This window comes from Streptomyces sp. NPDC111656, from assembly GCF_055656965.1.
Genome location: NZ_JBVKCA010000005.1, coordinates 55,277 through 79,569, shown reverse-complemented (window position 1 = coordinate 79,569; position 24,293 = coordinate 55,277). Strand labels below are relative to the sequence as shown.

Here is a 24,293-nt window from a genome sequence, read left to right as displayed (position 1 = left end):
GGGTGCGATCGGATACGAAGGGCTCATGGCGGTCTTCGTCGCGCTCGGCGCGTTCCTGATGACGCTGGCCGGCGGCTGGACGGCACAGCGGGTCACCGACCGCCGCCACCTGGTGCTGGGCCTGGCGGGCGGGCTGATGCTCGGCGTGGTCGGCCTGGATCTGCTCCCGGAGGCGCTGAGCGCGGCGGGTGAGGAGGTGTTCGGCGTACCGGCGGCCCTGCTGCTGTTCGTCGCCGGGTTCCTGTTGGCCCATTTGGTGGAACGTCTGCTGGCCGCCCGGCAGGCCGCGCACGGCGGCGAGGAGCACGACGGACGCGCGCCCGAGGTGGGCCTGACGGCCGCCGCGGCGATGGTCGGGCACAGCGCCATGGACGGCGTCGCGATCGGCGCCGCCTTCCAGGTCGGCGGCGGTATGGGGCTTGCGGTCGCGCTCGCGGTGATCGCCCACGACTTCGCGGACGGCTTCAACACGTACACGATCACGAGCCTGTACGGGAACGCGCGCCGCAAGGCGATCACGATGCTGTGCGCGGACGCGGTGGCCCCGGTGATCGGTGCCGCCTCGACCCTGTTCTTCACCATCCCGGAGAAAGCGCTCGGCTGCTATCTCGGCCTCTTCGGCGGCGTACTGCTGTACCTGGCCGCCGCCGAGATCCTCCCCGAGGCGCACCACGAGCACCCGGCCCGCTCGACCCTGCTGTGCACGATCGCGGGCGCGGGGTTCATCTGGCTGGTGGTGGGTCTCGCCGGAAGCGGGTGATCTTCCGAGGCTCACAGTTTCCCGCCGCGTGTGCCGTCGCGTCGGGCGGGCGCGATGAGGGTGGACAGGTAGGGCAGCGGTTCGCCGTCGAGGTCGGCGGCGGGCCGGATGGACTCGCCCTCAAGCCCGAGCGCGGACCCCCACACGGCGTCGTCGAGCCGCCCCGTCACCCGCAGCGCCTCCGCGACCTCGTGCGCCTGCCGCCCGAACTTGTACGCGACGACGGTCCCGGGCCCGTTGAGGGCGTCCTTGAGCACGGCGGCCCCGGCGGTCACCGGCACGAGGGTGAGCGGCTCGGTCCCTTCCGTGAGCACGGCCCCGGACCGCGCCGCCAGATCCTGCATGGCGGTGATACCGGGCACGGTCTCGACGACCGTGCCGGGCACCAGCTCCCCGATGGTCTGCGCGAGATAGGTGAAGGTCGAGTACACGTTCGGATCGCCGATGGTCGCGAAGGCGACGGACGCGTGCCGCCGGAGCAGCTCCGCGACCCGCGTGCCCGCGGCGTCCCAGGCGGCCTCGCGCCGCCCCCGGTCGGTCCGCTCGTTGAGCGCGAACACGACGCGGAGGACCTTCTCCTCGGGCACGTAGTGCAGGACGGTGGCCTCCGCGCGGCCCGGCTCTCCGCCGTCCTTGCCATCGGGCGCGGCCATCACCGGCACGACCACGACCTCGGCGGCACGCAGCGCGTTGACGCCCTTGACGGTCACCAGCTCCGGGTCACCGGGACCGACCCCGATTCCGATCAGCTTGCTGCTCATGACGTCCGGCACCTCTCCACGAACCGACGGGCGACACCGGGCTGTGACGCCCAGTGCGTGTGCAGATAACTCGCGTGCACACCTTGTTGTACGAAACCTTCGACGCGCCGCTCAGGGGCGCGCACCCCCCAGGCGGGAGCCGCCCCGGCGCCCGGCTCGACGACGGTCCGGTGGAACTCGTGCCCCCGCATCCGCGTCCCGGCGACGGCGAGCGCGCTGTCACTCACGGCCACGGCGTCCCGATAGCCCAGGGTGAGCCGCTCGCTCATCCGGGCCGAGACGTCGAGCACGCCGCACATGGGCTGCCCGTCGAGCTCGCGCGAGAGATACAGCAGCCCGGCACACTCGGCGGCGACGGGCGCCCCGCCGAACGCCAGCTCGGCCACGGCCTTGCGCAACGGCTCGTTGGCGGACAGCTCGGGCGCGTACACCTCGGGAAACCCCCCACCGATGACCAACCCGCCGGTACCGTCCGGCAGTTGTTCGTCCCGCAAGGGGTCGAAGGTGACGACTTCCGCTCCCGCGGCGGTCAGCAACTCGGCATGCTCGGCGTAGGAGAAGGTGAAGGCGGCCCCACCGGCGACGGCGATTCGGGGCGCCGCACGCAGCCCGGTCCCGCGATCTTTCAGCCCGTCCGGCGTTTGAGGACGAGGCCGTTCAGGCCGATGGCGGGGGGGTGAAGAAGGGACCACCTCAGCCGCGTCCCAAGCCGCACCTGACAACTCACCCGCACCACGCGCCAACGCGTACAGCGCGTCCAGATCACACCCGTGCCGCACCTGCTCGGCCATCGCCCCCACGGCGTCCACGGCATCCGAGCGCCGCTCGGCGACAGGAACCAGCCCCAGATGCCGAGCGGGCGTGTCCACCTGCGCGGCCCGCCGCAGGCACCCCAGCACCGGCACCCCGGACTCGTCCAGAGCCTCCCGCAGCATCTCCTCATGCCGCGACGACCCCACCTTGTTGAGGATCACCCCCGCGACCCGCACCTCGGGATCCCAGGAAGCGAACCCGTGCACCAGCGCGGCCACGGACCGGGACTGCGACGACGCGTCGACGACCAGCACCACCGGCGCCCGCAGCAACTTCGCCACCTGTGCCGTGGACGCGAGCTCACCCTCCCCGGCGGCCCCGTCGTACAGCCCCATCACGCCTTCGACGACCGCGAGATCACACCCGTGCGCCCCGTGCGCGAACAGCGGCGCGATCAACTCCGTACCGCACAGATACGCGTCGAGATTCCGCCCCACGCGCCCGGTGGCGAGCGCGTGGTACCCGGGGTCGATGTAGTCGGGCCCCACCTTGTGCGGGGACACGGCGAGCCCCCGTGAGGCGAAGGCCGCCATCAACCCCGTGGCAACGGTGGTCTTGCCGCTCCCGGACGAGGGCGCGGCGATGACCAGCCGAGGGACGGAAATCACCACTCGATGCCCCTCTGGCCCTTCTGGCCGGCGTCCATCGGATGCTTGACCTTGGACATGTCCGTCACGAGATCCGCGAACTCGACGAGCTTCTCGGGAGCGTTGCGCCCGGTGATCACGACATGCTGGGTCCCGGGCCGGTCCCGCAGCACGGCGACGACCTCGTCGACGTCCACCCAGCCCCAGTGCATGGGGTAGGCGAACTCGTCCAGCACATACAGCTTGTACGTCTCGGCGGCGAGGTCCCGCTTGACCTGCTCCCAGCCCTCGCGGGCCTTCTCCTCGTTGTCCATCTGGGAGTCGCGCTGCACCCACGACCACCCTTCGCCCATCTTGTGCCAGTCGACGGACCCGCCCTCGCCACAGGCGCCGAGCACACGCAGCGCGTTCTCCTCGCCGACCTTCCACTTCGCCGACTTGACGAACTGGAACACCCCGATGGGCCACCCCTGGTTCCAGGCGCGCAGCGCCAGCCCGAAGGCGGCGGTGGACTTGCCCTTCCCGATCCCCGTGTGCACCACGACCAGCGGCCGGTTGCGGCGCTGACGCGTCGTCAGCCCATCCTCCGGTACGACACTCGGCTGCCCCTGCGGCATTACGCGGCCCTCCTCGAAGTCCCCTGCACATCGCGCACGAGCCCGGCGATCGCGTCGGCCCGCAACTCGTCCAACGTCACCGCCGTGCCGCCCAGTTCACCCGCGAGTCGCCCCGCGAGTCCGAGCCGCACGGGCCCCGCCTCGCAGTCGACGACCACGGAGGCGACCTGGTCGGCCGCGAACAGCCGCGCCGCCCGTTCGGCGATCGCGACGGGCTCGGGGCCGCCGGTGGCCCGCCCGTCGGTCACCACGACGACCAACGGCCGCCGGGCGGCGTCCCGCAGCCGCTCGACCCGCAGCACGTCGTGCGCGCGCAGCAGCCCGGCCGCCAGCGGCGTCCGCCCGCCCGTGGGCAGCGATTCGAGGCGGGCGGCGGCCGCGTCCACGGACGAGGTGGGCGGCAACGCCACGTCGGCCGAGGACCCCCGGAAGGTCACGAGCCCCACCTTGTCCCGCCGCTGGTACGCGTCGAGCAGCAGTGACAGCACCGCGCCCTTGACGGCACTCATCCGCTGCCGCGCCGCCATCGACCCGGAGGCGTCCACCACGAACAGCACGAGGTTGCCCTCACGCCCCTCCCGGGTGGCCTGGCGCAGATCGTCCCGCCGTACGACGAGACCGCGCCCCGACCGCCCCCGCGCCCGCTGGTGGGGCGCCGCCGCCTGCACGGTCGCCGCCAGGTGCAGCTTGGTGAGCGCGCCTCGGGGCCGCCGCGACCCGGTGGTCCGCCCGTGCTCGGTCCGCGCCCGCGAACGCCGCCCGGCCGCGCCCTCGCCGAGCCCCGGCACGCTCAGCACCTTCGTGCGAAAGGGTTCGGCGGCCCGTACGGGGGACTGCTCACCGGCGCCCTGTGCGACCGGCGTCCGCCCGTCGTCCGAGGGCTCGCCCTGCGCCGGGACGTCACCGGCGGGGGAGTCGCCGTCCGGCCCGTCCTGAGGCGGCTGCCCACCCCCACCGGGCCCGTCCGGATCCGGGTCCCCGTCCGGGTCGTCGTCGGAGGGACCCTCCTCGGAAGAACCCTCGTCCGATCCCCCGAACTCCTCCAGCGTCTCGTCGAGCTTGTCCTCGTCGAGCCCCGGCGCGTCGAAGGGGTTGCGCCGCCGCCGGTGCGGCAGCGCGAGCAGCGCGGCCTGACGTACGTCCTCCGCCAGCACTTCGGTCCGTCCCGCCCACGCGGCGAGCGCGGTCGCGGTCCGTGCCATGACGATGTCGGCCCGCATGCCGTCCACCTCGAAGGCCGCGCAGGTCGCCGCGATCTGCCGCAGCGCCGGGTCCCCGAGCCGCACGGACGGCAGCAGCTGCCGCGCCGCCACGATCCGGGCCCGTACGGCGGACTCCTCGTCGGCCCAGCGCGCCGCGAAGCCCGTCGGGTCGTCGTCGTAGGCGAGCCTGCGACGCACGACCTCGACCCGCTGATCGGGCTCCCGGGAGGCGGCCACCTCGACGGTCAGCCCGAACCGGTCGAGCAACTGCGGCCGCAGCTCGCCCTCTTCGGGGTTCATGGTCCCCACGAGCAGGAAGCGTGCCGCGTGCCGTACGGAGACACCCTCGCGCTCGACGTACGAGGCGCCCATGGCGGCGGCGTCCAGCAGCAGGTCGACCAGGTGGTCGTGGAGGAGGTTGACCTCGTCGACGTACAGGATCCCGCGGTGCGCGTCGGCCAGCAGCCCCGGCTCGAAGGCCTTCACGCCCTCCGCGAGCGCCCGCTCGATGTCGAGCGCGCCCACGAGCCGGTCCTCGGACGCGCCGACGGGCAGCTCGACCATGCGGGCCGGCCGGGTCTCGAAGGCGCCCGGCTCGTGCGGACCGTCGGGACAGGCCGGGTCGGGCCCGGCCGGATCGCACGAGAACCGGCACCCGGCGACGACATCCACCCCCGGCATGAGCGCCGACAGGGCACGAACGGCCGTGGACTTGGCCGTGCCCTTCTCACCGCGGACGAGCACACCGCCCACGGCGGGCGACACGGCGTTCAGCAGCAGCGCGAGCCGCAGGTCGTCCTGGCCGACCACGGCCGTGAACGGGAACGGGGTACTCACTGGTCGTCGCCCTCCAAGTCGCCTTCGAGCTCCAGATAGGTGGCACGCAGCCGCTCCAGCGTGTCCGCGTCCGGCTCGGCCCACAGCCCCCGGTCGGCGGCCTCGAGGAGCCGTTCCGTGATGCCGCGCAGCGCCCACGGGTTGGACTTCTTCATGAAGTCCCGGTTCTCCGCGTCGAAGACGTACTCCGCGCTGAGCTTCTCGTACATCCAGTCGTCCACGACCCCGGCCGTGGCGTCGTAGCCGAAGAGGTAGTCGACGGTCGCCGCCATTTCGAAGGCGCCCTTGTAGCCGTGCCGTCGCATGGCGGCCATCCAGCGCGGGTTGACGACCCGGGCGCGGAAGACGCGGTGGGTCTCCTCGCCCAGCGTGCGGGTCTTCACCTGGTCGGGTACGGCCGAGTCGCCGACGTACGCCTCCGGGCTCGCGCCCGTCAGGTGGCGGACCATCGCGACCATGCCGCCGTGGTACTGGAAGTAGTCGTCGGCGTCGACGAGGTCGTGCTCACGGGTGTCGACGTTCTTCGCGGCGACGGCGATGCGCCGGAACGCGATCTCCATGTCCCCGCGCGCCGCCCGCCCGTCGAGCCCGCGCCCGTACGCGTAGCCGCCCCACACCGCGTACACCTCGGCGAGGTCGGCGTCGGAGCGCCAGTTGCGGGCGTCGATCAGGGGGAGGAGACCGGCGCCGTACGCGCCCGGCTTGGAGCCGAAGATGCGGGAGGTGGCCCGGCGCCGGTCGCCGTGCTCGGCGGTGTCCTCGTCGGCGTGCGCGCGCACGTAGTTGCGGTCGGCGGGCTCGTCCAGCTCGGCCACCGCGCGCACCGCGTCGTCGATCAGGCCCACGACGTGCGGGAACGCGTCCCGGAAGAAGCCGGAGATGCGGACCGTGACGTCGATGCGCGGCCGGCCCAGCTCCTCCAGGCCCACCACGTCGAAACCGGTCACGCGGCGCGAGGCGTCGTCCCAGACCGGGCGGCAGCCGAGCAGCGCGAGGATCTCGGCGATGTCGTCGCCCTGGGTGCGCATCGCGGACGTGCCCCAGACCGTCAGACCGACGGACTTCGGGTACTCGCCCGTGTCCTGCAGGTACCGCTGCACCAGGGAGTCGGCGAGCGACTGCCCGACCTCCCAACTAAGCCTGGACGGGATCGCCTTGGGGTCGACGGAGTAGAAGTTGCGGCCGGTCGGCAGGACGTTCACCAGCCCGCGGGTCGGTGAGCCCGACGGGCCCGCGGGGACGTAACCGCCGTCCAGGGCGCGCAGGATGTGGGTGATCTCGTCCGTCGTCCGGGCCAGGCGCGGCACGACCTCACGGCAGGCGAACTCCAGCACCGCGACGGCGTCGGGGAGTTCGACGCCCAGCACTTCCCGTACGAGAGCGGTGCTCTCGGACGTCACCCAGCCGCGCTCCTCCATGCCCTCCGCCATCCGGCGGCACAGCTGCTCCAGCAGGTCGATGGCATCGGCTCCGGTCCGCGCCGGGCCCTCGACGAGGTCCGTCAGCTCGACCGGCACCTTCACCGGCGCGCCCGGCTCGGCGAGCAGTTCCTTCTCGACCAGGCCGAAGTACTCGGCGAGGCAGGCCCGCAGCCCCGGCAGCGCGTTCGCGGTGCCGCCCCACACCTGGGAGGCACGCAGCACGGCCAGCACGAGGTTGACGCGCGGCTCGGCCTCCGGGCCGCCGCCGAGGATGTGCAGACCGTCGCGGATCTGCACGTCCTTGATCTCGCACAGATAGCCGTCGATGTGCATGACGAACTCGTCGAACGCCGCGTCGTCCGGCTGGTCCTCCACATGCAGGTCGTGGTGGAGTTCGGCCGCCTTGACCAGCGTCCAGATCTGCGCGCGGACGGCCGGGGCCTTCGTCGGGTCCAGGTCGGACACGAGCGCGTACTCGTCGAGGAGCTGCTCCAGCTTGGCCAGGTCGCCGTAGGTGTCGGCGCGGGCCATCGGCGGTACGAGGTGATCGACGACCGTGGCGTGGCCGCGCCGCTTGGCCTGGGTGCCCTCGCCGGGGTCGTTGACGATGAAGGGGTAGATGAGCGGGAGTTCACCGAGGACGGCGTCCGGCGCGCAGCCGCCGCTGAGCCCGAGGCCCTTGCCCGGCAGCCACTCCATCGTGCCGTGCTTGCCCATGTGCACGACGGCGTCCGCGCCGAAGCTGTTCTCGAGCCAGCGGTAGGCCGCCATGTAGTGGTGCGACGGCGGCATGTCCGGGTCGTGGTAGATCGCGATCGGGTTCTCGCCGAAGCCGCGCGGCGGCTGGATCATCACGACGACGTTCCCGAACTGCAGGGACGCGAGCACGATGTCGTCGCCGTCGACGTAGAGGGAACCGGGCGGCTCGCCCCACGCGTCCAGCATGCCTCGCTTGAGTTCCGGGTCCAGCTTGTCGAACCAGGCCCGGTAGTCGGCCAGCGGCACCCGTGCGGGCGCGGCGGCCAGCTGCTCCTCCGTGAGCCACTCGACGTCGTGGCCACCGGCGTTGATGAGCCGGTGGATCAACTCGTCGCCGTTGTCGGGGTGTCCCTCGACGACGTACCCGGCGTCCCGCAGCGCGTCGAGCACCCGTACCGCCGAGGCGGGCGTGTCGAGGCCGACCGCGTTGCCGACGCGGGAGTGCTTGGTCGGATAGGCGGTGAAGACGAGCGCGAGCTTCTTGTCGGCGTTCGGCTTGTGCTTCAGCCGGGCGTGCCGTACGGCGATTCCGGCGACGCGGGCGGCCCGCTCGGGGTCGGCGACGTAGACCGGCACCTCGTCGGGCCCCTGCTCCTTGAAGGAGAAGGGGACGGTGATCAGACGGCCGTCGAACTCGGGGATCGCGACCTGCATCGCCGCGTCCATGGGGGAGAGGGCGGCGTCCGACGCGTCCCAGGCACTCCTGGACGAGGTCAGGCAGAGCCCTTGCAGCACGGGCACGTTCAGGTCGGCGAGCGCGCCGATGTCCCAGGCCTCCTCGTCGCCGCCCGCGGACGCCTCCGAGGCGTGTGTGCCGCCCGCCGCGAGCACGGTGGCGACCAGCGTGTCCGCCGTGCCGAGGATCTCGTACAGGCCCGCGTCCGCGCCGCGCAGCGAACCGCAGTACACGGCGAGCGCGTTGGCGCCGCGCGCCTCGATCGCGTCGCACAGCGTGTCCACGAACGCGGTGTTGCCGGACAGCTGGTGGGCCCGGTAGAAGAGCACGCCGACGGTCGGGCGGCCCTCGAGAGACGCGCGCTCGCCGTGGACGCCGTACTCCGGCATCTTCCGCGGCTCCTCGAAGCCCTCACCCGTCAGCAGCACGGTGTCGGACAGGAACCGGGCCAGCTCGGTGAGGTTGTCCGGGCCGCCCTCGACCAGGTAGCGCAGCGCCTCGGCGACGACACCGGCGGGCACCGACGACTCCGCCATCAGTTCGGCGTCGGGTACGGACTCCCCGCCGAGCAGCACGGTGGGGATGCCCGAGGCCTTCAGCTTCCGCAGGCCCTCCTCCCAGGCACGCTTGCCGCCCAGGAGTCGTACGACGGCGATGTCCGCACCCTCGACGAGGGACGGCAGTTCGCCCTCGACATCCACCCGGGTGGGGTTGCCGATCCGGTACGGGGCGCCGGAGGCACGCGCCGCCAGCAGATCGGTGTCGGCGGTCGACAACAACAACACTGTGCTCATGCGGGCGCTCCCGGTGGAATGAAAGGCAGTCCTTGCGGCGCGCCCGACTCGATGAGCCGCAACAGCGCGTCCGTGTCCGCGTGTTCCTCGATCAGATCGCCGAGCCGGTCGAGCTGTTCCTCGCGCAGCGCCGCGAACGACGTGTCGGCGGCCGGCACGAAACGACGGCCCGCGGCGGCCGCCACCTCGCGCAGGAAGGCGCGCCGGAAGCCGTCCGACTCCAGCGAGCCGTGCCAGTGCGTGCCCCAGACGGCGCCGACCCGGCAGCCGTCCAAGAAGGGCTCACCGCCCGTCACATCGGCGACGCCGTGATGGATCTCGTAGCCCTCGACGTGCTCGCCGAGCGCCTCCCCGACGGGCCGGGTCAGGGTCTTCTCGCGTGCGAACCGCACCCGGACCGGCAGGAGTCCGAGCCCCTCGACCCGACCGGCGCGCGACTCGACCTCGTCCTCGATGTGCTCGCCGAGGACCTGGAAACCGCCGCAGATGCCCAGCACGGGCCGCCCCTCGGCGGCTCTGCGCAGGAGGGCGTCCGCGAGTCCGCGCTCACGCAGCCACTCCAGCGCCTTCACCGTCCCCCGGGTCCCGGGGACGACGACGAGGTCGGCGTCGGCCAGCTCCTCGGCCCGGTCCACGAACCGCACGACGACACCCGGCTCGGCGGCCAGCGCGTCCACGTCCGTGAAGTTGGACATCAGCGGGATCGCGCAGACGGCGACGCGCAGCACGTCCTCGCCGACGGGGGAGGTCACTCGGGACTCCCGGACCGCTCCCCGCAACGACACCCGCAGCCCGTCCTCCTCGTCGATGCCGAGGCCGTGTCGGAAGGGCAGGACGCCGTACGTACGCCGCCCGGTGAGGCCGTGGAGCATGTCGAGCCCCGGCTCCAGCAGGGAGACGTCCCCCCTGAACTTGTTGACGAGGAACCCGGCGACGAACTCCTGGTCCTCCCGCGACAGCAGCGCGACCGTCCCGAAGAACGAGGCGAACACACCCCCGCGGTCGATGTCGCCGACGACGAGCACGGGCAGCCGCGCATTGCGCGCGATCCCCATGTTCACGATGTCGGTCCGCCGCAGATTGATCTCGGCAGGACTGCCGGCCCCCTCACAGATCACCGCGTCATACGTGCCCCGCAACTCGGCGAGACAGTCCAGCACCGTGGTGAGGAGGGCTTCCTGCCGCCCGCCGTGGTAGCCACGGGCGGTCATCTCGCCCACGGGCTTTCCCATGAGGACGACCTGACTGCTCCGGTCGCTGCCCGGCTTGAGCAGCACGGGGTTCATGAGCGCGGTCGGCTCCACCCGGGCGGCCTGCGCCTGCATGGCCTGCGCGCGCCCGATCTCGGCGCCCTCGCGCGTCACGAACGAGTTCAGGGACATGTTCTGCGCCTTGAAGGGCGCGACCTTGACGCCGTGGCGCACCAGCCACCGGCAGATCCCGGCGGTCACGACGCTCTTGCCCGCGTCGGAGGTGGTCCCGGCGACGAGCAGCCCGCCGCTCATGACGTACGCCCCTTCCTGAGAAGCCTCTGTACGAGCAGCCGTCCGCCGGCGCTCACGCCGAGGGCGAGCCAGCCGACACGCCGTGACAGCCGTACGGCCCGCTCGATGTCGTCGACGTGCACGGCGCGTCCGGCGCCGTTGAGTTCGGGCCGGTGCTCGACGCGCCCGCCGTAGGAGAGGGTGCCGCCCAGGCGCACCCCGAGCGCCCCCGCGAACGAGGCTTCCACGGGCCCGGCGTTGGGGCTCGGATGCTTGACGGCGTCGGCGCGCCAGGCTCGCAGGGCCCCTCGTGGACTGTCACCCGCGAGGGCGGCGAGCACGGCGGTGAGACGAGCCCCCGGCCATCCGGCGACGTCGTCGAGCCGGGCCGAGGCCCATCCGTACCGCCGGTACCTGGGCGACCTGTGACCGACCATGGCGTCAAGGGTGTTGACGGCCCGAAAGCCCACGAGCCCCGGGGCTCCGCCCACGGCACCCCACACCAGGGCGCCCACCACGGCGTCGGAGGTGTTCTCGGCGACGGACTCGACGACGGCGCGCGCGATGCCGTCGGCGCCGAGGGCCTGGGGATCCCGCCCGCACAGATGCGGCAGCCGCTCCCGGGCCGTCTCGATCTCCCCGTCCGCGAGGGCGTCACCGATCGCCCGGGCCTCCCGCCCGAGCGTGGTGCCCCCGACGACGGCCCAGGTGGCGGCGGCCGTCAGCGCGAGGGACGCGGCACGTGAGGGGCGTACGGCACGGGAAGCGACGGCGGCGAGTCCGGCGGCACCTCCCACGCACACGGCGGTGTGCAGCGCGCCCCACCCGCGGTGGTCCCGCCACAGCACCCGCTCCACGGCTGCCGCGCTCCGCCCGAACGCGGCGACCGGATGCCCCCGGCGGGGATCGCCGAGCAGCAGGTCACCGAGGAGGCCGGCGGCGGCGCCGTACGCGAAGACGCGATCGGCACGCACGGGGTCAGCCGACCGTCAGGTCGGGTGGAACCGTCGCTCGCAGGGCACTTGGGCAGCCGCGCATGGCGTTATGTCCTCACTCAGGGTGTCCGCGCCCTGGTTCGACGAGACCGGCGGGGAGAGTTCCTGGCTCCCGGGGAGTTCCTTCCCCGGTCACAGTGGCGGGACCGCGCCGGATTCACACCGGCTTCCTCTTCTGTCGCCGTACTTGGCTCCGGCAGTCCACCACGGGTTGGAAGACCCGTCAACTTGCCGTTGACCTGCGCGGGGAGAGTGTGCGAAGGCCCACATACAGGTGGGGTGCGGGACGGTGATCCGTCCCGCACCCCACGCGAAGTGCTGCCCGTTTTGGGTTACTTGCCGACGATCAGGAAGATGCCGTACGCCACCGCCGCGGCGCACGCCGCGAAGCAGACGTACGCGCCGGTGACCGCGAGGGTCGCGGAGCCGCCCTGGGCGGACGCGGACTCGCGCTTGGAGAGGCCGACGATGCCGAGGGTGAAGAGGCCGACGAGGCCGACGGTGGTCACGAGGCTGACTCCGAAGACGGAGCCGAGGGCTGCCCAGTCGATGTGCATGCTGTTCTGTCCTTACACCGTGGCCGGGCGGGTGGGCTCCGCGTCCGGGGACGGGATGGTGGTCTTCAGGTCGCCGGACAGGTCGCCGGTGACGGGGCCCGCGGGCGGCGGGGTGACGGCGGCGATCGCGGTGGTGACGACGCCCGCGGGCTCGGCGTCGGCGTCGTGGACGTCGTTGACGTTGTCGACGGTGACCGGCTGGCGGCGGGAGAGCTTCCAGATGGTGCCGGCCCCGGCGACGAGCAGCGCGCCGGTGAGGACGATGCCCCAAGTGCCCTGCTTGGTGAGGAACTCGGCGGAGGCACCGGCCAGACCGGCGGCCGGCAGGGTCAGGCCCCAGGCGACGAACATCCGGGTCGCGGTCGACCAGCGGACCACGCCGCCCTTGCGGCCGAGGCCCGAGCCCATCACGGCGCCGGAGCAGACCTGGGTGGTGGAGAGGGAGAAGCCGATGTGCGAGGAGGCCAGGATGGCCGTCGCGGCGCTGGTCTGGGCGGCGAAGCCCTGCGGCGGCGCGAGGTCCGTGAGGCCCTTGCCCATGGTGCGGATGATGCGCCAGCCGCCCAGGTAGGTGCCGAGCGCGATGGCCGTACCGGCCGAGACGATGACCCACAGCGGGGGGTTCGAGCCCGGGGCGATGACGCCGCCGGTGACCAGGGCGAGGGTGATGATGCCCATCGTCTTCTGGGCGTCGTTCGTGCCGTGCGCCAGGGAGACCAGGCCGGCGGAGGCGATCTGGCCGGCGCGGTAGCCCTTGGCGGTCGCCTTCTCGTCGGCGCGGTTGCCGATCCGGTAGGTCAGCCGGGTGGCCAGCATCGCGGCGAGTCCGGCCACGATGGGCGCGGCGACCGCGGGGATGAGCACCTTGGTGACGACGGTCGAGCCGTTCACCGACGACCAGCCGGCCGACATGACCGCGGCGCCGATCAGACCGCCGAACAGTGCGTGGGAGGAACTGGAGGGCAGACCCAGAAGCCAGGTCAGCAGATTCCAGAGGATGGCGCCGACGAGCGCCGCGAAGATCACTTGGACGCGTATGCCCTCTTCGTTGATGATCCCGCCGGAGATCGTCTTGGCGACCTCGACGGAGAGGAACGCGCCGACGAGGTTCAGCACGGCGGACATGGCCACCGCCGTCTTGGGCTTCAGAGCGCCGGTCGAGATGGTGGTCGCCATCGCGTTGGCAGTGTCGTGGAAACCGTTCGTGAAATCGAACACGAGAGCGGTGACGATCACGATTCCGAGGAGGAGCGTGATGTGTTCCATTTACCCAGGCTTCTGTTTGACGTCAGTGGCAGGTGGACCGTAGGCAACCTGAGTGAACGGAAAGTGAACTGGGGCGGGCGCTGGAGTGTCTCGAACGGTGGACCGCCCCTCCGTTTGTAATGACCAGTGTGCGGGAGGGGCGGCCTGACTTTTCACCAGATGTTCGAACGGAGGCGGAATTTCGGGTTCCGCCGGGGCAGTGTTCGAGGGCTTCTAGCCCGCGGCGAACTGCCTGAGCCGGGCCATGGATCCGTTGAAGAGATTCTGGTCACCCGGGAGCGTGCCGCTGTTGTCGTACTGCCAGAACGTCCACGTCGACCAGCCGGCCGGCAACGCGCCCGTGTCCGCGGAGTCGTAGCGGGCCAGCCAGAGGGCGTGGTTCGTGGCGAAGGCGTCGCTGCCGCCGGTGCAGGTGTTCCACCAGTGGGTGGTCGTGTAGATGACGGGACGGCGGCCGGTCTCCCGTTCGAGTTCGTCGCTGAACGCCCGGATCCAGCTCACGATCCTGGCCTTGCTCAGGCCGTAGCACTTGTGCTTCTTGTCGTAGGGGTTGTACTCCATGTCGAGCGCGGGCGGCAGCGTCCGGCCGTCCGCGCGCCAGGCGCCGCCGTTGCGCACGAAGTACGCGGCCTGGGTGGCGCCGGACGACTTGTCCGGCACCGCGAAGTGGTAGGCGCCGCGGAGGATCCCCGCGTCGCGCGCTCCGTCGTACTGCCGGCCGAAGTACGGATTGCGGTACGTGTGGGACTCGGTCGCCTTCACGTAGACGAACCGGGCGCCCTTCGCCTTCGCGCTCTGCCAGTCGACGTTCTTCTGGTGCGAGGAGACGTCGTGGCCTCTGGGTTTGGCCGCCGCGGCGACCGGGGTCCCGGCGACGACGGTCCCCGCGGCGGTGAGCGCCGCCACGGCGGCCGTCGCCGCGAGGACGCGGGCGCGGCGAAGAAGTGGTTTGTGGTCACGGGCCATATGTCCCCCCGGAATGGCGACGTGCGTGACAAATCCCCCAGAGGCTATTGGAAGATCGTTGAAAGCCCGTCGAGCGCCAGCCAATCACCCCGAGGGGGAGATATGTGCCGCTATGTCCCCTTACGGACGCTTGCCTTCCGCCCTAAAGTGCCCTCACCGACCATGGGTTGACGTCCCTGCCTGGCAGGATCGCCACATGGCTGAGCAGCGGCGGGACGCACGGGAAGTGCGGGACGTGGGAGAGAGCGCGCCGGGCACGCGCGAGCGGGAGGTCGCGGCCGCGTGGGGCGAGCTCGTCGCGACGGCCCGCCGGACGGTGGCCGACGGTCTGGTCGTCGGTACGTCGGGCAACGTCTCCGTCCGGGTCGGCGACATGGTCCTGGTCACACCGACCGGAGTGCCCTACGACCGGCTGAGGCCCGAAGACGCCGTCGGTGTGGACCTCGAGGGCCGGCAGGTGCTCGGTTCGCTCGCCGCGACGAGCGAACTGCCGATGCACCTCGCGATCCACCGCGCCACCGACGCGCGGGCCGTCGTCCACACCCACGCCGCGCACGCGACGGCCGTATCGACCCTCGTCTCCGAACTCCCCCTGATCCACTACATGGCGGGCGCCCTCGGCGGACCGGTCCGAGTTGCCCCCTATGCGACCTACGGCACCCCTGAGTTGGCCGAGAACATGCTCCGGGCCCTCACCGGCCGCACGGCCTGCCTCCTCCAGAACCACGGCACCATCGCCTACGGAGCCTCGCTGTCCCAGGCGTTCGACCGCACCGCCCAACTGGAATGGATGTCCCGCGTCTGGCTCCTGGCGTCGTCCGTGCCCGGCCTGTCCCCGACGCTGCTCTCGCCGGAACAGGTGGACGAGGCGGGGGAACGGCTGGGGCGCTACGGGCAGGGCGGCGGGCCCGGGCCCCGCTGATCCGGCGCGGCGTACCGACCTGGCGGCGCGGCGTACCGACCTGGCGGCGCGGCGTACCGACCTGGCGGTCCGGTGGCACCGGACCTGGCGGTGCGGGTTGTACCGACCCGGCGGTGCCGGTGCGCGCGCAGCGCCTGAGAACGAGCCCGCGCACCCCAAGGCGGGAGTCCACCGCCCGCTCCGGCTGGCCGACCGGGGGCCGCGCCGGGAGACTGAACCCGTGCGTACTGTCAAAGCGACGGCTGCGGCCGTCTCCGTAGCCCTGGCCGCGGGCGCAGCCTCCGTGGCGGCGGGCCGGTTCGCCAGCGACGCCGCTCTGAAGGCGCCGCCCGGCAGGCCGCTGCCCACCGAGCCTCGGCTCACCGTGCACTCCACGGCCGCGGGCCGGATCACGCTCACCCGCGACCTGGCCTCCCTGCGCCCGGGACGGTACGGCCTCACGGGCGACGGCTCCCATGCGGTCGTCGGTCCCGTCCTGGACGACGTACACCACACCGCCGACACGGTCGTACGCCGCCTCGAACGCGTCACCCACGGCACCCTGGAGCCCGGTGACAAGGCATGGCTCACCCCGAACCTGTACATCGGCAACCCCAGCAGCGCCCTCGGCCTCGACCACGCCGACGTGGACGTCCCCGGCGAGCTCGGCCCGCTGCCCGCCTGGTTCGTGCCCGGCACCCGCGACACCTGGGTGATCACGACGCACGGGCTCGGCACCACCCGCGAGCACCCCATGAACGTGATGGAGTTCCTGCACCGCAACCAGCTGCCCGTGCTCGACCTCGCCTACCGCGGCGACCTCGGCGCACCCCGCTCCCCGGACGGCCTCAGCCACCTGGGCGAGACCGAGTGGCGCGACCTGGACGCCGCCGTGCGCTACGCCGTGCGCTACGGCGCCGACCAGGTCGTCCTGTACGGCTGGTCCATCGGCGCCACCATGGCCCTGCGCACCGCGGCGCACTCCGCCCTGCGCGAGCGGATCTCCGGGCTGATCCTGGACTCGCCCGTCCTCGACTGGGGAGCCACGCTGCGCGCCCTCGCCTCGGCCCGCCACACGCCCAGCGCCCTGCTGCCCCTCGCGGTCCGTGCCGCGCAGGGCCGCACCGGCCTGCACGGCGACCGCATCCAGGAGGCCGCCGACCCCGGCCAGCTCAAGGTCCCGACCCTGATCGTGCACGGCCCGGACGACACCATCGCCCCCTGGGGCCCCTCGCGCCGCCTCGCCGAGCGCCGCCCGGACCTGGTCACCCTGCACACGGTCCCGAACGCCTCCCACGGCGCCATGTGGAACGCCGCCCCCCACTACGAGGAGGCCCTACGCCGCTTCCTCACCCCTCTCATGTAGCCACCCCTCCCTACGACGCCTCCGCGCGGAGACCCCACCCAGACCGCTCCCGCCCGCACCACCATGGCCCGCACGCCCCGGCGGAGCCACCCCGCACAGCCCCCTGGTGGAGCCGTCCTCCAAGGCTTCCGGTTGGGCCCCGGTCAACTCGTGCAAGGCTTCGCTCACACGTGTCGAGCCCCCTCGGAACCCCGTCCATTGGCCACCCCTGTCGCCTGCTGTGACATTCCGTTTGGGTTTTCGGACCGTCAACCGGAAGACTGCACCCGTGACGTCCCGTAACCCGCGCGACTCCAGGCTCCGACTCGTCCGCTCGCGCCCCCTGGCTTCCGCCCCCCGAGCGGTGACCCAGCGCAGCTCGCGCCGACCCGCACCCCGGCCCCCCGAGGGCACCCCGCCCCCCGCGGAACTGGCCCGCATGGCCCGGACCGGCCTCGCCGCCGCGGCCCGTGTCGCCCGCTGGGCCGACGCCTCGCTCGGCCCCGGGAGCGACGGCGCGACCCCCGACGGCAAGGGCACCCTCGCCGACGCGACCGCGGAACGGGCCGCCGAGGAGTTGGGTCTGACCCCGGCTCAGGTCCGCGCGGACTGGGACACCGCACGCCTCGCCGGCCTCGTCGAGGTGCACGGCGACATCGCCCGCCCCGGCTGGCGACTGCGCGCCTGGAACCGCGACGACAGCGCCGTCCTGCGCGGCTGGGTCGCCCTCTTCGACGCCTGGTCGCTCGCCCACCCCGAGCCGGCCGACCGCGAGGCGTCCGCCGTCGCCGAGGTCGTCTCCGCGATGCCCCAAGTGCTCTCCTTCCTCCAGCTCTCCGCCGGGCCCGTCCCCATGGAGCAGCTCCTCGACCTGCTCGAACAGCGCGTCACCGAACTGCGCACCGAGCGCTGCGAGATCCCCTACGGCCCCCAGCCGGAGCCCGTCCCGGAGGCCGCCGAGATCGCGGACACCCCCCTCGAGCCCCTCCTCGACTGGGCCCTGCACGCGCTCGCCTCCGTCGGCGCGCTCACCTGCGCCGACGGGCAGGCCACGCTCACCCCGCTCGGCAGCTGGGCGGTCTGGGTCAAGCTGGAGCAGATCTGCGTCGCCGCGCAGAGCCCCGCCGGGAACATCGAGCAGCCCGCCTCGGACATGCTCCGCGGCTGCGCCCAGCTGCGCCCGAACGCGGCCCGCGCCGAGTACCGCGCCTGGCTCGCCGCGCGCCCCGTCGGCGGCGCCGTCACCGAACTCCTCGAAGCCGCCCGCGGCGAGGACGCCCTCACCCGCGGCCTCGCCTTCGAGGCGCTGCGCGTGGTCGGCGCCCCCGCCGAGCCCGACGTACGCGCCGTGGCCGACGAGTCCTGGCTGCGCCCCTACGCCCTGCTGTGGCTCGCCGAGCACGACGGCCACGACCCGGAGGACGCCCACGAGGTCCTCACCCGCGAAGAGTCCACCTGGCTCTGGGTCGACACCGCCGCCGCCGTCGCCGACCACGGTGAGGCGCCGCTTCTCGTGCGCCATCTGGAATCCGCGGTACAGCCCACCGTGCCCACGCTCCTCGACGAGGTGCGCGCCGTCGGGCATCCCCGCACCGTCCAGGTCCTGGTCGCGCTCGCCGCCGCCCACCCGGACCCGGCCCTCGCCAAGGCCGTACGCCGCGCCGCCTTCCAGGTCCACACCGGAGGCAGCTAGGCCCTGTCCGGCGGATCAGCCCCGCACCCCGCACCCCGCACCCCCGCACCCCGCACCTCCGGGGTCAGCCCCGTATCTCCGGGGCGTACGTGCCGAAGCTCCAGATGTTGCCCTCGGCGTCCCGGGCCAGGTAGTCCCGCGAGCCGTAGTCCTGGTCGGTCGGGGGCATAAGGATCTCCGCGCCGTGGTCCACGGCGCGCTGGTGGTGCGCGTCGACGTCGTCCACGACCACGTACACCCCCGCGGGGCCCGCGTCCTTCATCGCGCCGTCGAAGACGCCACCGCGGCCCTTGGAGCCGAGCATCACCGCGCCGTTGCCCTGGACCAACTCGGCGTGCATCACCGTGCCGTCCTCACTCTCGTACACCGAGGCCTCCGAGAAGCCGAAGGCCTCCGTCAGCTGCCTGATCGCCGCCTTCGCGTCCGCGTACAGCAGCGTCGGGTAGATGCTCGGGCGCCCGCCGTCCGTACCTGCCATGCCGATCACTCCCACCGGAACTCGTCCTGCTGGGCCGGAATATCACCCGCTGCCCAGTCTTGCACCGGCCACTGACAACGCCCCGGAGAGCCGACGCCGCCCGGAACACGCCGCATCCGCGGACTTCTCTTCGCCCCGTCCGAACTCTCAGCGGAAGGTGTTGCACTGCGCCATGTCGCCGGTGCGATAGCCCTGGTAGAACCACTGCTGCCGCTGCGCGGACGAGCCGTGCGTCCACGTCTCCGGGGTCACCCGGCCCTGGAACTCCCGCTGGATCCGGTCGTCGCCGACGGCGGCCGCCGCGTCCAGTCCGTCCCGGATGTCGGCCGGAGTGAGGTTCTTGATCAACGGCCTGCCCGTCGACGGATCCTTCGTCGTCGTCGCGTGGTGCGCCCACACCCCGGCGTAGCAGTCCGCCTGCAGCTCCACCTTCACCGAGTTGCTGTTCGCGCCCGTGACACCGCTCTGGGCCCTGCCCAGCGTCCCCATCAGGTCCTGCACGTGGTGCCCGTACTCGTGCGCCACCACGTACGCCTGCGCGAACGGCCCGCCGCTGGAGCCGAACTTGGTCCGCAGGTCGTCGAAGAAGCCCAGGTCCAGATAGACCTTGCGGTCACCGGGACAGTAGAAGGGCCCGACCGCCGAGGTCGCGGTGCCGCACGCGGTGTTCACCCGCCCGCTGAAGAAGACGGTCGGCGAGCGCGTGTACGTACCGCCGCGCCGCGCGAACTCCTGCGCCCAGAAGTCCTGCACGCTGTTGACCACCGCCACCATCCGGCAGTCCTCCCTGGCGTTCGCGTCCCGCCCCTTCCGGCAGGTCTGCTTGATCTGGTCGAGCGAGGAAGTGGTCACCGCGGGCTGGTCGTTGCCGGAGGACAGCCCGAGCTGATCGGGCCCGACGCCGAAGAACAGTCCGAGGATCAGGGCGATCAGACCCGCGATGCCACCCCCGACGGTCGCCCTGCCCCCAGGGATCCGACTGCCGCGCACATCCTGCACGTCGGAGGTGTCCAGGTCGGCGTCGTCGTCGAACTGCATGGGCACACCACCCTCTGCGTACGGCTTCGCACCTCGGCGTACGTCGCTCCGTGGCGCCATCCTCGTACGCCCGCACGGGTCCGGCGCCGGGCGGAGGGCCGAACGGGCGACACGCCCCCGCCGCCCGCCGTGTCCCGACGGGTGTTCCCACCGCCCACGCCTACGCTCTGCGCCTGATCCGTGCGCCTGGACGGCCGGACAGGTCCTAGAGGCGGCGCGTGGTGCCGATGGGGGCGAGGTGATGGCTGTGCCGGTCGAGGCGGCGGAGGCGGAACAGTCCGCCCCGGCGACCACGGACCCCCCGGCCCCCCGGCTCCGTCTCCCCGCCGCCTGCGGCCGCGCCGCCCGCACCCTGCTCCCCGTCGCCGTCGCCCTGCTGCTCACCGCGGCCCACGAAGCGCGTCCCGCGCCCTACGGGGACCGTCTCATCGCCCACACGCGCGTGGCGCACGGGCACGGGACACGACAGCCCCCGCTGCGCGCCACGAAGGCGGCCGTCGAGGCCTACGACGGGACGACCGGCCACCCCCGCTGGACCTACGCGCGCGAGGGCCGCCGTCCGGTGGCCGTGCTCCCCGCGCGCGGGGACGCGATCGCGCTGTGGGACGACGGACTGGTCACCGACACCGCGCGCGGCGACGGCAGCGCCGTGCGCTGGCACCGGGCCCTTCCCGGGGCCGCCGGGTGGCTCGCGGACCACGGGGCGCGCGGGGTGCTGCGGCCCCTGGGCACCCGCATGCTCGCCGTCATCACCCCGCGGCGCGTCGCCGCCTACCGCATCGCCGACGGCGACCTGCGCTGGACGCTGCCCGCCCGGTACGGCTGCTCCTTCGCCCCCGAACGTGCGCTGCGTCACGGCGAGGCGCTCCTGATCGCGCAGCCCTGCGCCCCCGGCGACAGCTGGACCACCGAGCTCGTCGCCGTCGACGACCTGGGCAGAGTCACCCCGCACCGCACACCGCTGGGCGACGTGTGGCAGGGCGAGCGTCACAGTGCGGAACACGTTCACCCAGGGAAAGTGGTTGCACGGCCCCGTTAGACTGGGGCCCATGGCCATTCTCCTCGCGCATTAGACGGCGGGAACGTCCTCAGCCGTCCACCCCGCCAACCACCCTGCCCTGGAGTCTGTCCGTGATCTCCGCCTCCGGTATCGAGCTGCGCGCCGGCGCCCGCATCCTCATCGAGTCCGCCACCTTCCGCATCACCAAGGGCGACCGCATCGGCCTGGTCGGCCGCAACGGCGCGGGCAAGACGACCCTGACGAAGGTCCTGGCCGGCGAGGGCATCCCGGCCTCCGGCACCGTCGCCCGCTCCGGCGAGGTCGGCTATCTGCCCCAGGACCCCCGGACCGGTGACCTCGACGTCCTCGCCACCGACCGCATCCTCTCCGCGCGCGGCCTGGACACCCTGATCCGCAAGATGCGGGAGAACGAACAGCGCATCGCCAACGGCTCGGGCGCCACCCGCGAGAAGGCCATGCGGCAGTACGAGCGCCAGGAGACCGAGTTCCTCACCAAGGGCGGGTACTCCGCCGAGGCCGAGGCCGCCACCATCGCCGCCGCGCTCAACCTGCCCGACCGTGTGCTCGGCCAGCCCCTGCACACGCTCTCCGGCGGTCAGCGCCGCCGTGTCGAGCTGGCCCGCATTCTGTTCTCGGACGCCGACACGCTTCTGCTCGACGAGCCGACCAACCACCTCGACGCCGACTCGATCGTCTGGCTGCGCGACTATCTGAAGACCTACCGCGGCGGCTTCATCGTGATCTCCCACGACGTCGACCTCGTCGAGACGGTCGTCAACAAGGTCTTCTACCTGGACGCCAACCGCGCCCAGATCGATGTCTACAACATGGGCTGGAAGCTCTACCAGCAGCAGCGCGAGGCCGACGAGAAGCGCCGCAAGCGCGAGCGGCAGAACGCCGAGAAGAAGGCCGCCGCGCTGAACTCGCAGGCGGACAAGATGCGCGCCAAGGCCACCAAGACGGTGGCCGCGCAGAACATGGCCAAGCGCGCCGACAAGCTGCTGGCCGGCCTCGAGGCGGTCCGCGTCTCCGACAAGGTCGCCAAGCTGCGCTTCCCGGAGCCCGCGCCCTGCGGCAAGACCCCGCTGATGGCCGAGGGCCTGTCGAAGTCGTACGGCTCGCTGGAGATCTTCACCGATGTCGACCTGGCCATCGACAAGGGCTCGCGCGTGGTCATCCTGGGCCTCAACGGCGCCGGCAAGACGACCCTGCTGAAGCTGCTCGGCGGCGCCGAGCAGCCCGACACCGGCGAGGTCATAGAGGGCCACGGCCTCAAGCTCGGGTACTACGCGCAGGAGCACGAGACCCTCGACCCCGAGCGCACGGTCCTGGAGAACATGCGTTCCGCCGCCCCCGACCTGGATCTGGTCGAGGTCCGCAAGACGCTCGGCTCGTTCCTGTTCTCCGGCGACGACGTCGACAAGCCGGCCGGCGTTCTCTCCGGTGGCGAGAAGACCCGGCTCGCGCTCGCGACCCTCGTGGTCTCCTCGGCGAACGTCCTCCTCCTCGACGAGCCGACGAACAACCTGGACCCGGCCAGCCGCGAGGAGATCCTCGGCGCGCTGCGCACCTACAAGGGCGCCGTCGTCCTCGTCACCCACGACGAGGGCGCCGTCGAGGCGCTCCAGCCCGAGCGGATCATTCTGCTGCCGGACGGCGTCGAGGACCTGTGGGGCTCCGACTACGCGGACCTTGTCGCCCTCGCCTGAGCCCTCGTACGGCCTCCCGGACCGCCCCGGGGCCGCCGTCAGCACGACGTGATCGAATGACTGATCCACTGCGTATGGATCATTCGGCCGATCCGTGATCCATCATCTGTGTGAGATCTCCTCGTACCGAGGTGTGTCCTACATTCATTTCGCGGCCGAGTCCTTTGTTCCCAAGGGCTCGGCCGTCTTGCGTCGCTGACCTGGCATTTCACGGAAGAACCCGTTCGGTCGTACGGACAGAGCAGTGCGGACCCTGTGATTCCAGTTGTGAGGACGGGCTCCTGTCGTCAAAACCGTGTCTCACGGACCTTGCCGAATGGGTGGCCATGAAGCCCTTGAGGGGTGATCATGAGAAGTCCAGAGCGCACTTCCCACGAGGAGGCACGGGTGGCCGAGACTCTGAAGAAGGGCAGCCGGGTAACCGGCGCCGCGCGCGACAAGCTCGCGGCAGACCTGAAGAAGAAGTACGACTCCGGTGCGAGCATTCGAGCGCTGGCCGAAGAAACCGGCCGTTCGTATGGCTTCGTGCACCGGATGCTCAGCGAGTCGGGTGTCACGCTGCGAGGGCGTGGCGGAGCGACGCGGGGCAAGAAGGCCGCCTCGGCCTGAGGCCGGGCGTCCCCATCGGCTTCGGTGGTGGCCACCCGGTCGGTCGGGTGATCGACCGGGTGGTTACTGTGCAGTCACTTAGGTGTGTCCTCGTGTCCTTCACGAGGTACGCGTCTGATCCGACCGCACCCATCGGAGGCAGCCCATGGCTTCGCTCGACAACGATCTTGACCCCGTACTCGACAAGGACGGCGTACGGCTCACCGTCGACGACGCGATCGCCACGGTGACGCTGACCAATCCGGCCAAGCGCAACGCCCAAAGTCCTGCTCTGTGGCGGGCGTTGACGGAGGCCGGGCGGTCGCTGCCGGGCACTGTCCGTGTGGTCGTGTTGCGTGCCGAGGGCCAGTCGTTCTCGGCCGGGCTCGACCGGAAGGCGTTCACGCCCGAGGGGTTCGACGGCGAGCCGTCGTTCATCGACCTCGCGCGCGGGGCCGACGCCGAGCTCGACGCGACCATCGCCGAGTACCAGGAGGCGTTCACCTGGTGGCGGCGCAGCGACGTCGTGTCCATCGCCGCCGTGCAGGGGCACGCCATCGGTGCGGGTTTCCAGCTGGCGCTCGCCTGTGACCTGCGCGTCGTCGCGGACGACGTGCAGTTCGCCATGCGCGAGACCAGCCTCGGGCTCGTTCCCGACCTGACGGGAACGCATCCGCTGGTGAGCCTGGTCGGATACGCCCGTGCGCTGGAGATCTGCGCCACGGGTCGCTTCGTGTCGGCCGAGGAGGCCGAGCGCACGGGGCTCGCCAATCTCGCGGTGCCCGTCGACCAGCTCGAGGATGCCGTGCGGGACCTCGCCGGTGCGGTGCTGGCCGCGCCTCGGGACGCGGTCGTCGAGACCAAGGCGTTGCTGCGAGGGGCGCAGGAGCGCACATACGAGGAGCAGCGGGTCGCCGAGCGCGCGGCTCAGGCCCGGCGGCTGCGGGACCTCGCCGGCTTGGGGGAGTGAGGTCGTCTTTCGGCTGCCGGGGCGGTGGGGGGCTGGTCGCGCGGTTCCCCGTGCC

At 72.2% G+C, this 24,293-nt stretch carries 20 protein-coding genes and 1 riboswitch; of the genes, 8 read left to right on the top strand and 12 right to left on the bottom strand.

All coding sequences use genetic code 11. The annotated features are described in order from the left end of the window. The first annotated feature begins 25 nt into the window (after positions 1 to 25). Positions 26 to 760: a ZIP family metal transporter gene (locus ACZ7M3_RS16615; RefSeq protein WP_261686055.1), complete on the top strand. Its 735-nt coding sequence runs from the start codon at positions 26 to 28 to the stop codon at positions 758 to 760. Between the two features lie 11 nt (positions 761 to 771). Here ACZ7M3_RS16615 and cobI read toward each other — a convergent pair whose 3' ends face one another. From cobI to ACZ7M3_RS16565, 10 genes are all read right to left on the bottom strand, one after another. Next, positions 772 to 1,521 carry a precorrin-2 C(20)-methyltransferase gene (gene cobI / locus ACZ7M3_RS16610; RefSeq protein ID WP_472063992.1) on the bottom strand — a complete coding sequence of 250 codons (750 nt, stop codon included), beginning with the start codon at positions 1,519 to 1,521 and terminating at the stop codon, positions 772 to 774. Continuing rightward, on the bottom strand, positions 1,518 to 2,945 hold the full coding sequence (locus ACZ7M3_RS16605; RefSeq protein ID WP_472063990.1) for a cobyrinate a,c-diamide synthase: 1,428 nt from the start codon (positions 2,943 to 2,945) through the stop codon (positions 1,518 to 1,520). Before ACZ7M3_RS16605 ends, cobI begins: the two co-directional genes overlap by 4 nt. Further along, on the bottom strand, positions 2,939 to 3,538 hold the full coding sequence (gene cobO, locus ACZ7M3_RS16600) for a cob(I)yrinic acid a,c-diamide adenosyltransferase (protein ID WP_099940688.1): 600 nt from the start codon (positions 3,536 to 3,538) through the stop codon (positions 2,939 to 2,941). Before cobO ends, ACZ7M3_RS16605 begins: the two co-directional genes overlap by 7 nt. Then, positions 3,538 to 5,577: a putative cobaltochelatase gene (locus ACZ7M3_RS16595; RefSeq protein ID WP_472063988.1), complete on the bottom strand. Its 2,040-nt coding sequence runs from the start codon at positions 5,575 to 5,577 to the stop codon at positions 3,538 to 3,540. Before ACZ7M3_RS16595 ends, cobO begins: the two co-directional genes overlap by 1 nt. Beyond that, complete coding sequence (gene cobN, locus ACZ7M3_RS16590) at positions 5,574 to 9,227, bottom strand: cobaltochelatase subunit CobN (protein ID WP_355304032.1); 3,654 nt, start codon at positions 9,225 to 9,227, stop codon at positions 5,574 to 5,576. The genes ACZ7M3_RS16595 and cobN overlap by 4 nt, the downstream gene beginning before the upstream one ends. Further along, positions 9,224 to 10,732: a cobyric acid synthase gene (locus tag ACZ7M3_RS16585; protein WP_472063986.1), complete on the bottom strand. Its 1,509-nt coding sequence runs from the start codon at positions 10,730 to 10,732 to the stop codon at positions 9,224 to 9,226. The genes cobN and ACZ7M3_RS16585 overlap by 4 nt, the downstream gene beginning before the upstream one ends. Next, complete coding sequence (locus tag ACZ7M3_RS16580; RefSeq protein WP_472063984.1) at positions 10,729 to 11,685, bottom strand: cobalamin biosynthesis protein; 957 nt, start codon at positions 11,683 to 11,685, stop codon at positions 10,729 to 10,731. The genes ACZ7M3_RS16585 and ACZ7M3_RS16580 overlap by 4 nt, the downstream gene beginning before the upstream one ends. A gap of 101 nt (positions 11,686 to 11,786) precedes the next feature. Continuing rightward, positions 11,787 to 11,927: riboswitch (cobalamin riboswitch) on the bottom strand. 111 nt (positions 11,928 to 12,038) lie between these two features. Further along, positions 12,039 to 12,263, bottom strand: coding sequence for a hypothetical protein (locus ACZ7M3_RS16575; protein ID WP_054232266.1), 225 nt, complete (start codon positions 12,261 to 12,263; stop codon positions 12,039 to 12,041). A 12-nt stretch (positions 12,264 to 12,275) separates the two neighbouring features. Beyond that, positions 12,276 to 13,529, bottom strand: a complete 1,254-nt coding sequence (locus tag ACZ7M3_RS16570) for an inorganic phosphate transporter (RefSeq protein WP_472063982.1) — start codon at positions 13,527 to 13,529, stop codon at positions 12,276 to 12,278. A gap of 213 nt (positions 13,530 to 13,742) precedes the next feature. Beyond that, complete coding sequence (locus ACZ7M3_RS16565) at positions 13,743 to 14,495, bottom strand: lysozyme (protein ID WP_472063980.1); 753 nt, start codon at positions 14,493 to 14,495, stop codon at positions 13,743 to 13,745. 196 nt (positions 14,496 to 14,691) lie between these two features. Between ACZ7M3_RS16565 and ACZ7M3_RS16560 the strand changes: the two genes are divergently transcribed. The 3 genes from ACZ7M3_RS16560 to ACZ7M3_RS16550 all read left to right on the top strand — a co-directional run bounded on the left by ACZ7M3_RS16560 (position 14,692) and on the right by ACZ7M3_RS16550 (position 18,434). Beyond that, complete coding sequence (locus ACZ7M3_RS16560) at positions 14,692 to 15,417, top strand: class II aldolase/adducin family protein (RefSeq protein ID WP_472063978.1); 726 nt, start codon at positions 14,692 to 14,694, stop codon at positions 15,415 to 15,417. 220 nt (positions 15,418 to 15,637) lie between these two features. After that, positions 15,638 to 16,762 carry an alpha/beta hydrolase family protein gene (locus ACZ7M3_RS16555; protein ID WP_472063976.1) on the top strand — a complete coding sequence of 375 codons (1,125 nt, stop codon included), beginning with the start codon at positions 15,638 to 15,640 and terminating at the stop codon, positions 16,760 to 16,762. 268 nt (positions 16,763 to 17,030) lie between these two features. Beyond that, on the top strand, positions 17,031 to 18,434 hold the full coding sequence (locus tag ACZ7M3_RS16550) for a hypothetical protein (RefSeq protein ID WP_472063974.1): 1,404 nt from the start codon (positions 17,031 to 17,033) through the stop codon (positions 18,432 to 18,434). 64 nt (positions 18,435 to 18,498) lie between these two features. Here the strand turns inward: ACZ7M3_RS16550 and ACZ7M3_RS16545 are convergent, their stop codons facing one another. Both ACZ7M3_RS16545 and ypfJ read right to left on the bottom strand, forming a co-directional pair. Beyond that, positions 18,499 to 18,912, bottom strand: coding sequence for a VOC family protein (locus ACZ7M3_RS16545; protein WP_067364865.1), 414 nt, complete (start codon positions 18,910 to 18,912; stop codon positions 18,499 to 18,501). A gap of 147 nt (positions 18,913 to 19,059) precedes the next feature. Next, positions 19,060 to 19,950, bottom strand: a complete 891-nt coding sequence (gene ypfJ, locus ACZ7M3_RS16540; RefSeq protein ID WP_190170364.1) for a KPN_02809 family neutral zinc metallopeptidase — start codon at positions 19,948 to 19,950, stop codon at positions 19,060 to 19,062. Between the two features lie 241 nt (positions 19,951 to 20,191). Between ypfJ and ACZ7M3_RS16535 the strand changes: the two genes are divergently transcribed. The 4 genes from ACZ7M3_RS16535 to ACZ7M3_RS16520 all read left to right on the top strand — a co-directional run bounded on the left by ACZ7M3_RS16535 (position 20,192) and on the right by ACZ7M3_RS16520 (position 24,238). Further along, complete coding sequence (locus ACZ7M3_RS16535) at positions 20,192 to 20,989, top strand: PQQ-binding-like beta-propeller repeat protein (RefSeq protein WP_472063972.1); 798 nt, start codon at positions 20,192 to 20,194, stop codon at positions 20,987 to 20,989. Between the two features lie 92 nt (positions 20,990 to 21,081). Continuing rightward, positions 21,082 to 22,680, top strand: coding sequence for an ABC-F family ATP-binding cassette domain-containing protein (locus ACZ7M3_RS16530; protein WP_067364496.1), 1,599 nt, complete (start codon positions 21,082 to 21,084; stop codon positions 22,678 to 22,680). Positions 22,681 to 23,067: 387 nt separating this feature from the next. Beyond that, a complete protein-coding gene (locus ACZ7M3_RS16525) occupies positions 23,068 to 23,289 on the top strand; it encodes a helix-turn-helix domain-containing protein (protein ID WP_006123601.1) in 222 nt (73 codons plus the stop codon). 145 nt (positions 23,290 to 23,434) lie between these two features. Next, complete coding sequence (locus ACZ7M3_RS16520; protein WP_355304050.1) at positions 23,435 to 24,238, top strand: enoyl-CoA hydratase/isomerase family protein; 804 nt, start codon at positions 23,435 to 23,437, stop codon at positions 24,236 to 24,238. The last annotated feature ends 55 nt before the right edge of the window (positions 24,239 to 24,293 follow it).

Excerpts from the sequence above, each read along its gene's own strand:
- ACZ7M3_RS16615 (WP_261686055.1), top strand. The coding sequence starts at position 26 with ATGGCGGTCTTCGTCGCGCTCGGCGCGTTCCTGATGACGCTGGCCGGC.
- cobI (WP_472063992.1), bottom strand. The coding sequence starts at position 1,521 with ATGAGCAGCAAGCTGATCGGAATCGGGGTCGGTCCCGGTGACCCGGAG.
- cobO (WP_099940688.1), bottom strand. The coding sequence starts at position 3,538 with ATGCCGCAGGGGCAGCCGAGTGTCGTACCGGAGGATGGGCTGACGACG.
- cobN (WP_355304032.1), bottom strand. The coding sequence starts at position 9,227 with ATGAGCACAGTGTTGTTGTTGTCGACCGCCGACACCGATCTGCTGGCG.
- ACZ7M3_RS16585 (WP_472063986.1), bottom strand. The coding sequence starts at position 10,732 with ATGAGCGGCGGGCTGCTCGTCGCCGGGACCACCTCCGACGCGGGCAAG.
- ACZ7M3_RS16575 (WP_054232266.1), bottom strand. The coding sequence starts at position 12,263 with ATGCACATCGACTGGGCAGCCCTCGGCTCCGTCTTCGGAGTCAGCCTC.
- ACZ7M3_RS16570 (WP_472063982.1), bottom strand. The coding sequence starts at position 13,529 with ATGGAACACATCACGCTCCTCCTCGGAATCGTGATCGTCACCGCTCTC.
- ACZ7M3_RS16565 (WP_472063980.1), bottom strand. The coding sequence starts at position 14,495 with ATGGCCCGTGACCACAAACCACTTCTTCGCCGCGCCCGCGTCCTCGCG.
- ACZ7M3_RS16560 (WP_472063978.1), top strand. The coding sequence starts at position 14,692 with ATGGCTGAGCAGCGGCGGGACGCACGGGAAGTGCGGGACGTGGGAGAG.
- ACZ7M3_RS16545 (WP_067364865.1), bottom strand. The coding sequence starts at position 18,912 with ATGGCAGGTACGGACGGCGGGCGCCCGAGCATCTACCCGACGCTGCTG.
- ypfJ (WP_190170364.1), bottom strand. The coding sequence starts at position 19,950 with ATGCAGTTCGACGACGACGCCGACCTGGACACCTCCGACGTGCAGGAT.
- ACZ7M3_RS16535 (WP_472063972.1), top strand. The coding sequence starts at position 20,192 with ATGGCTGTGCCGGTCGAGGCGGCGGAGGCGGAACAGTCCGCCCCGGCG.
- ACZ7M3_RS16520 (WP_355304050.1), top strand. The coding sequence starts at position 23,435 with ATGGCTTCGCTCGACAACGATCTTGACCCCGTACTCGACAAGGACGGC.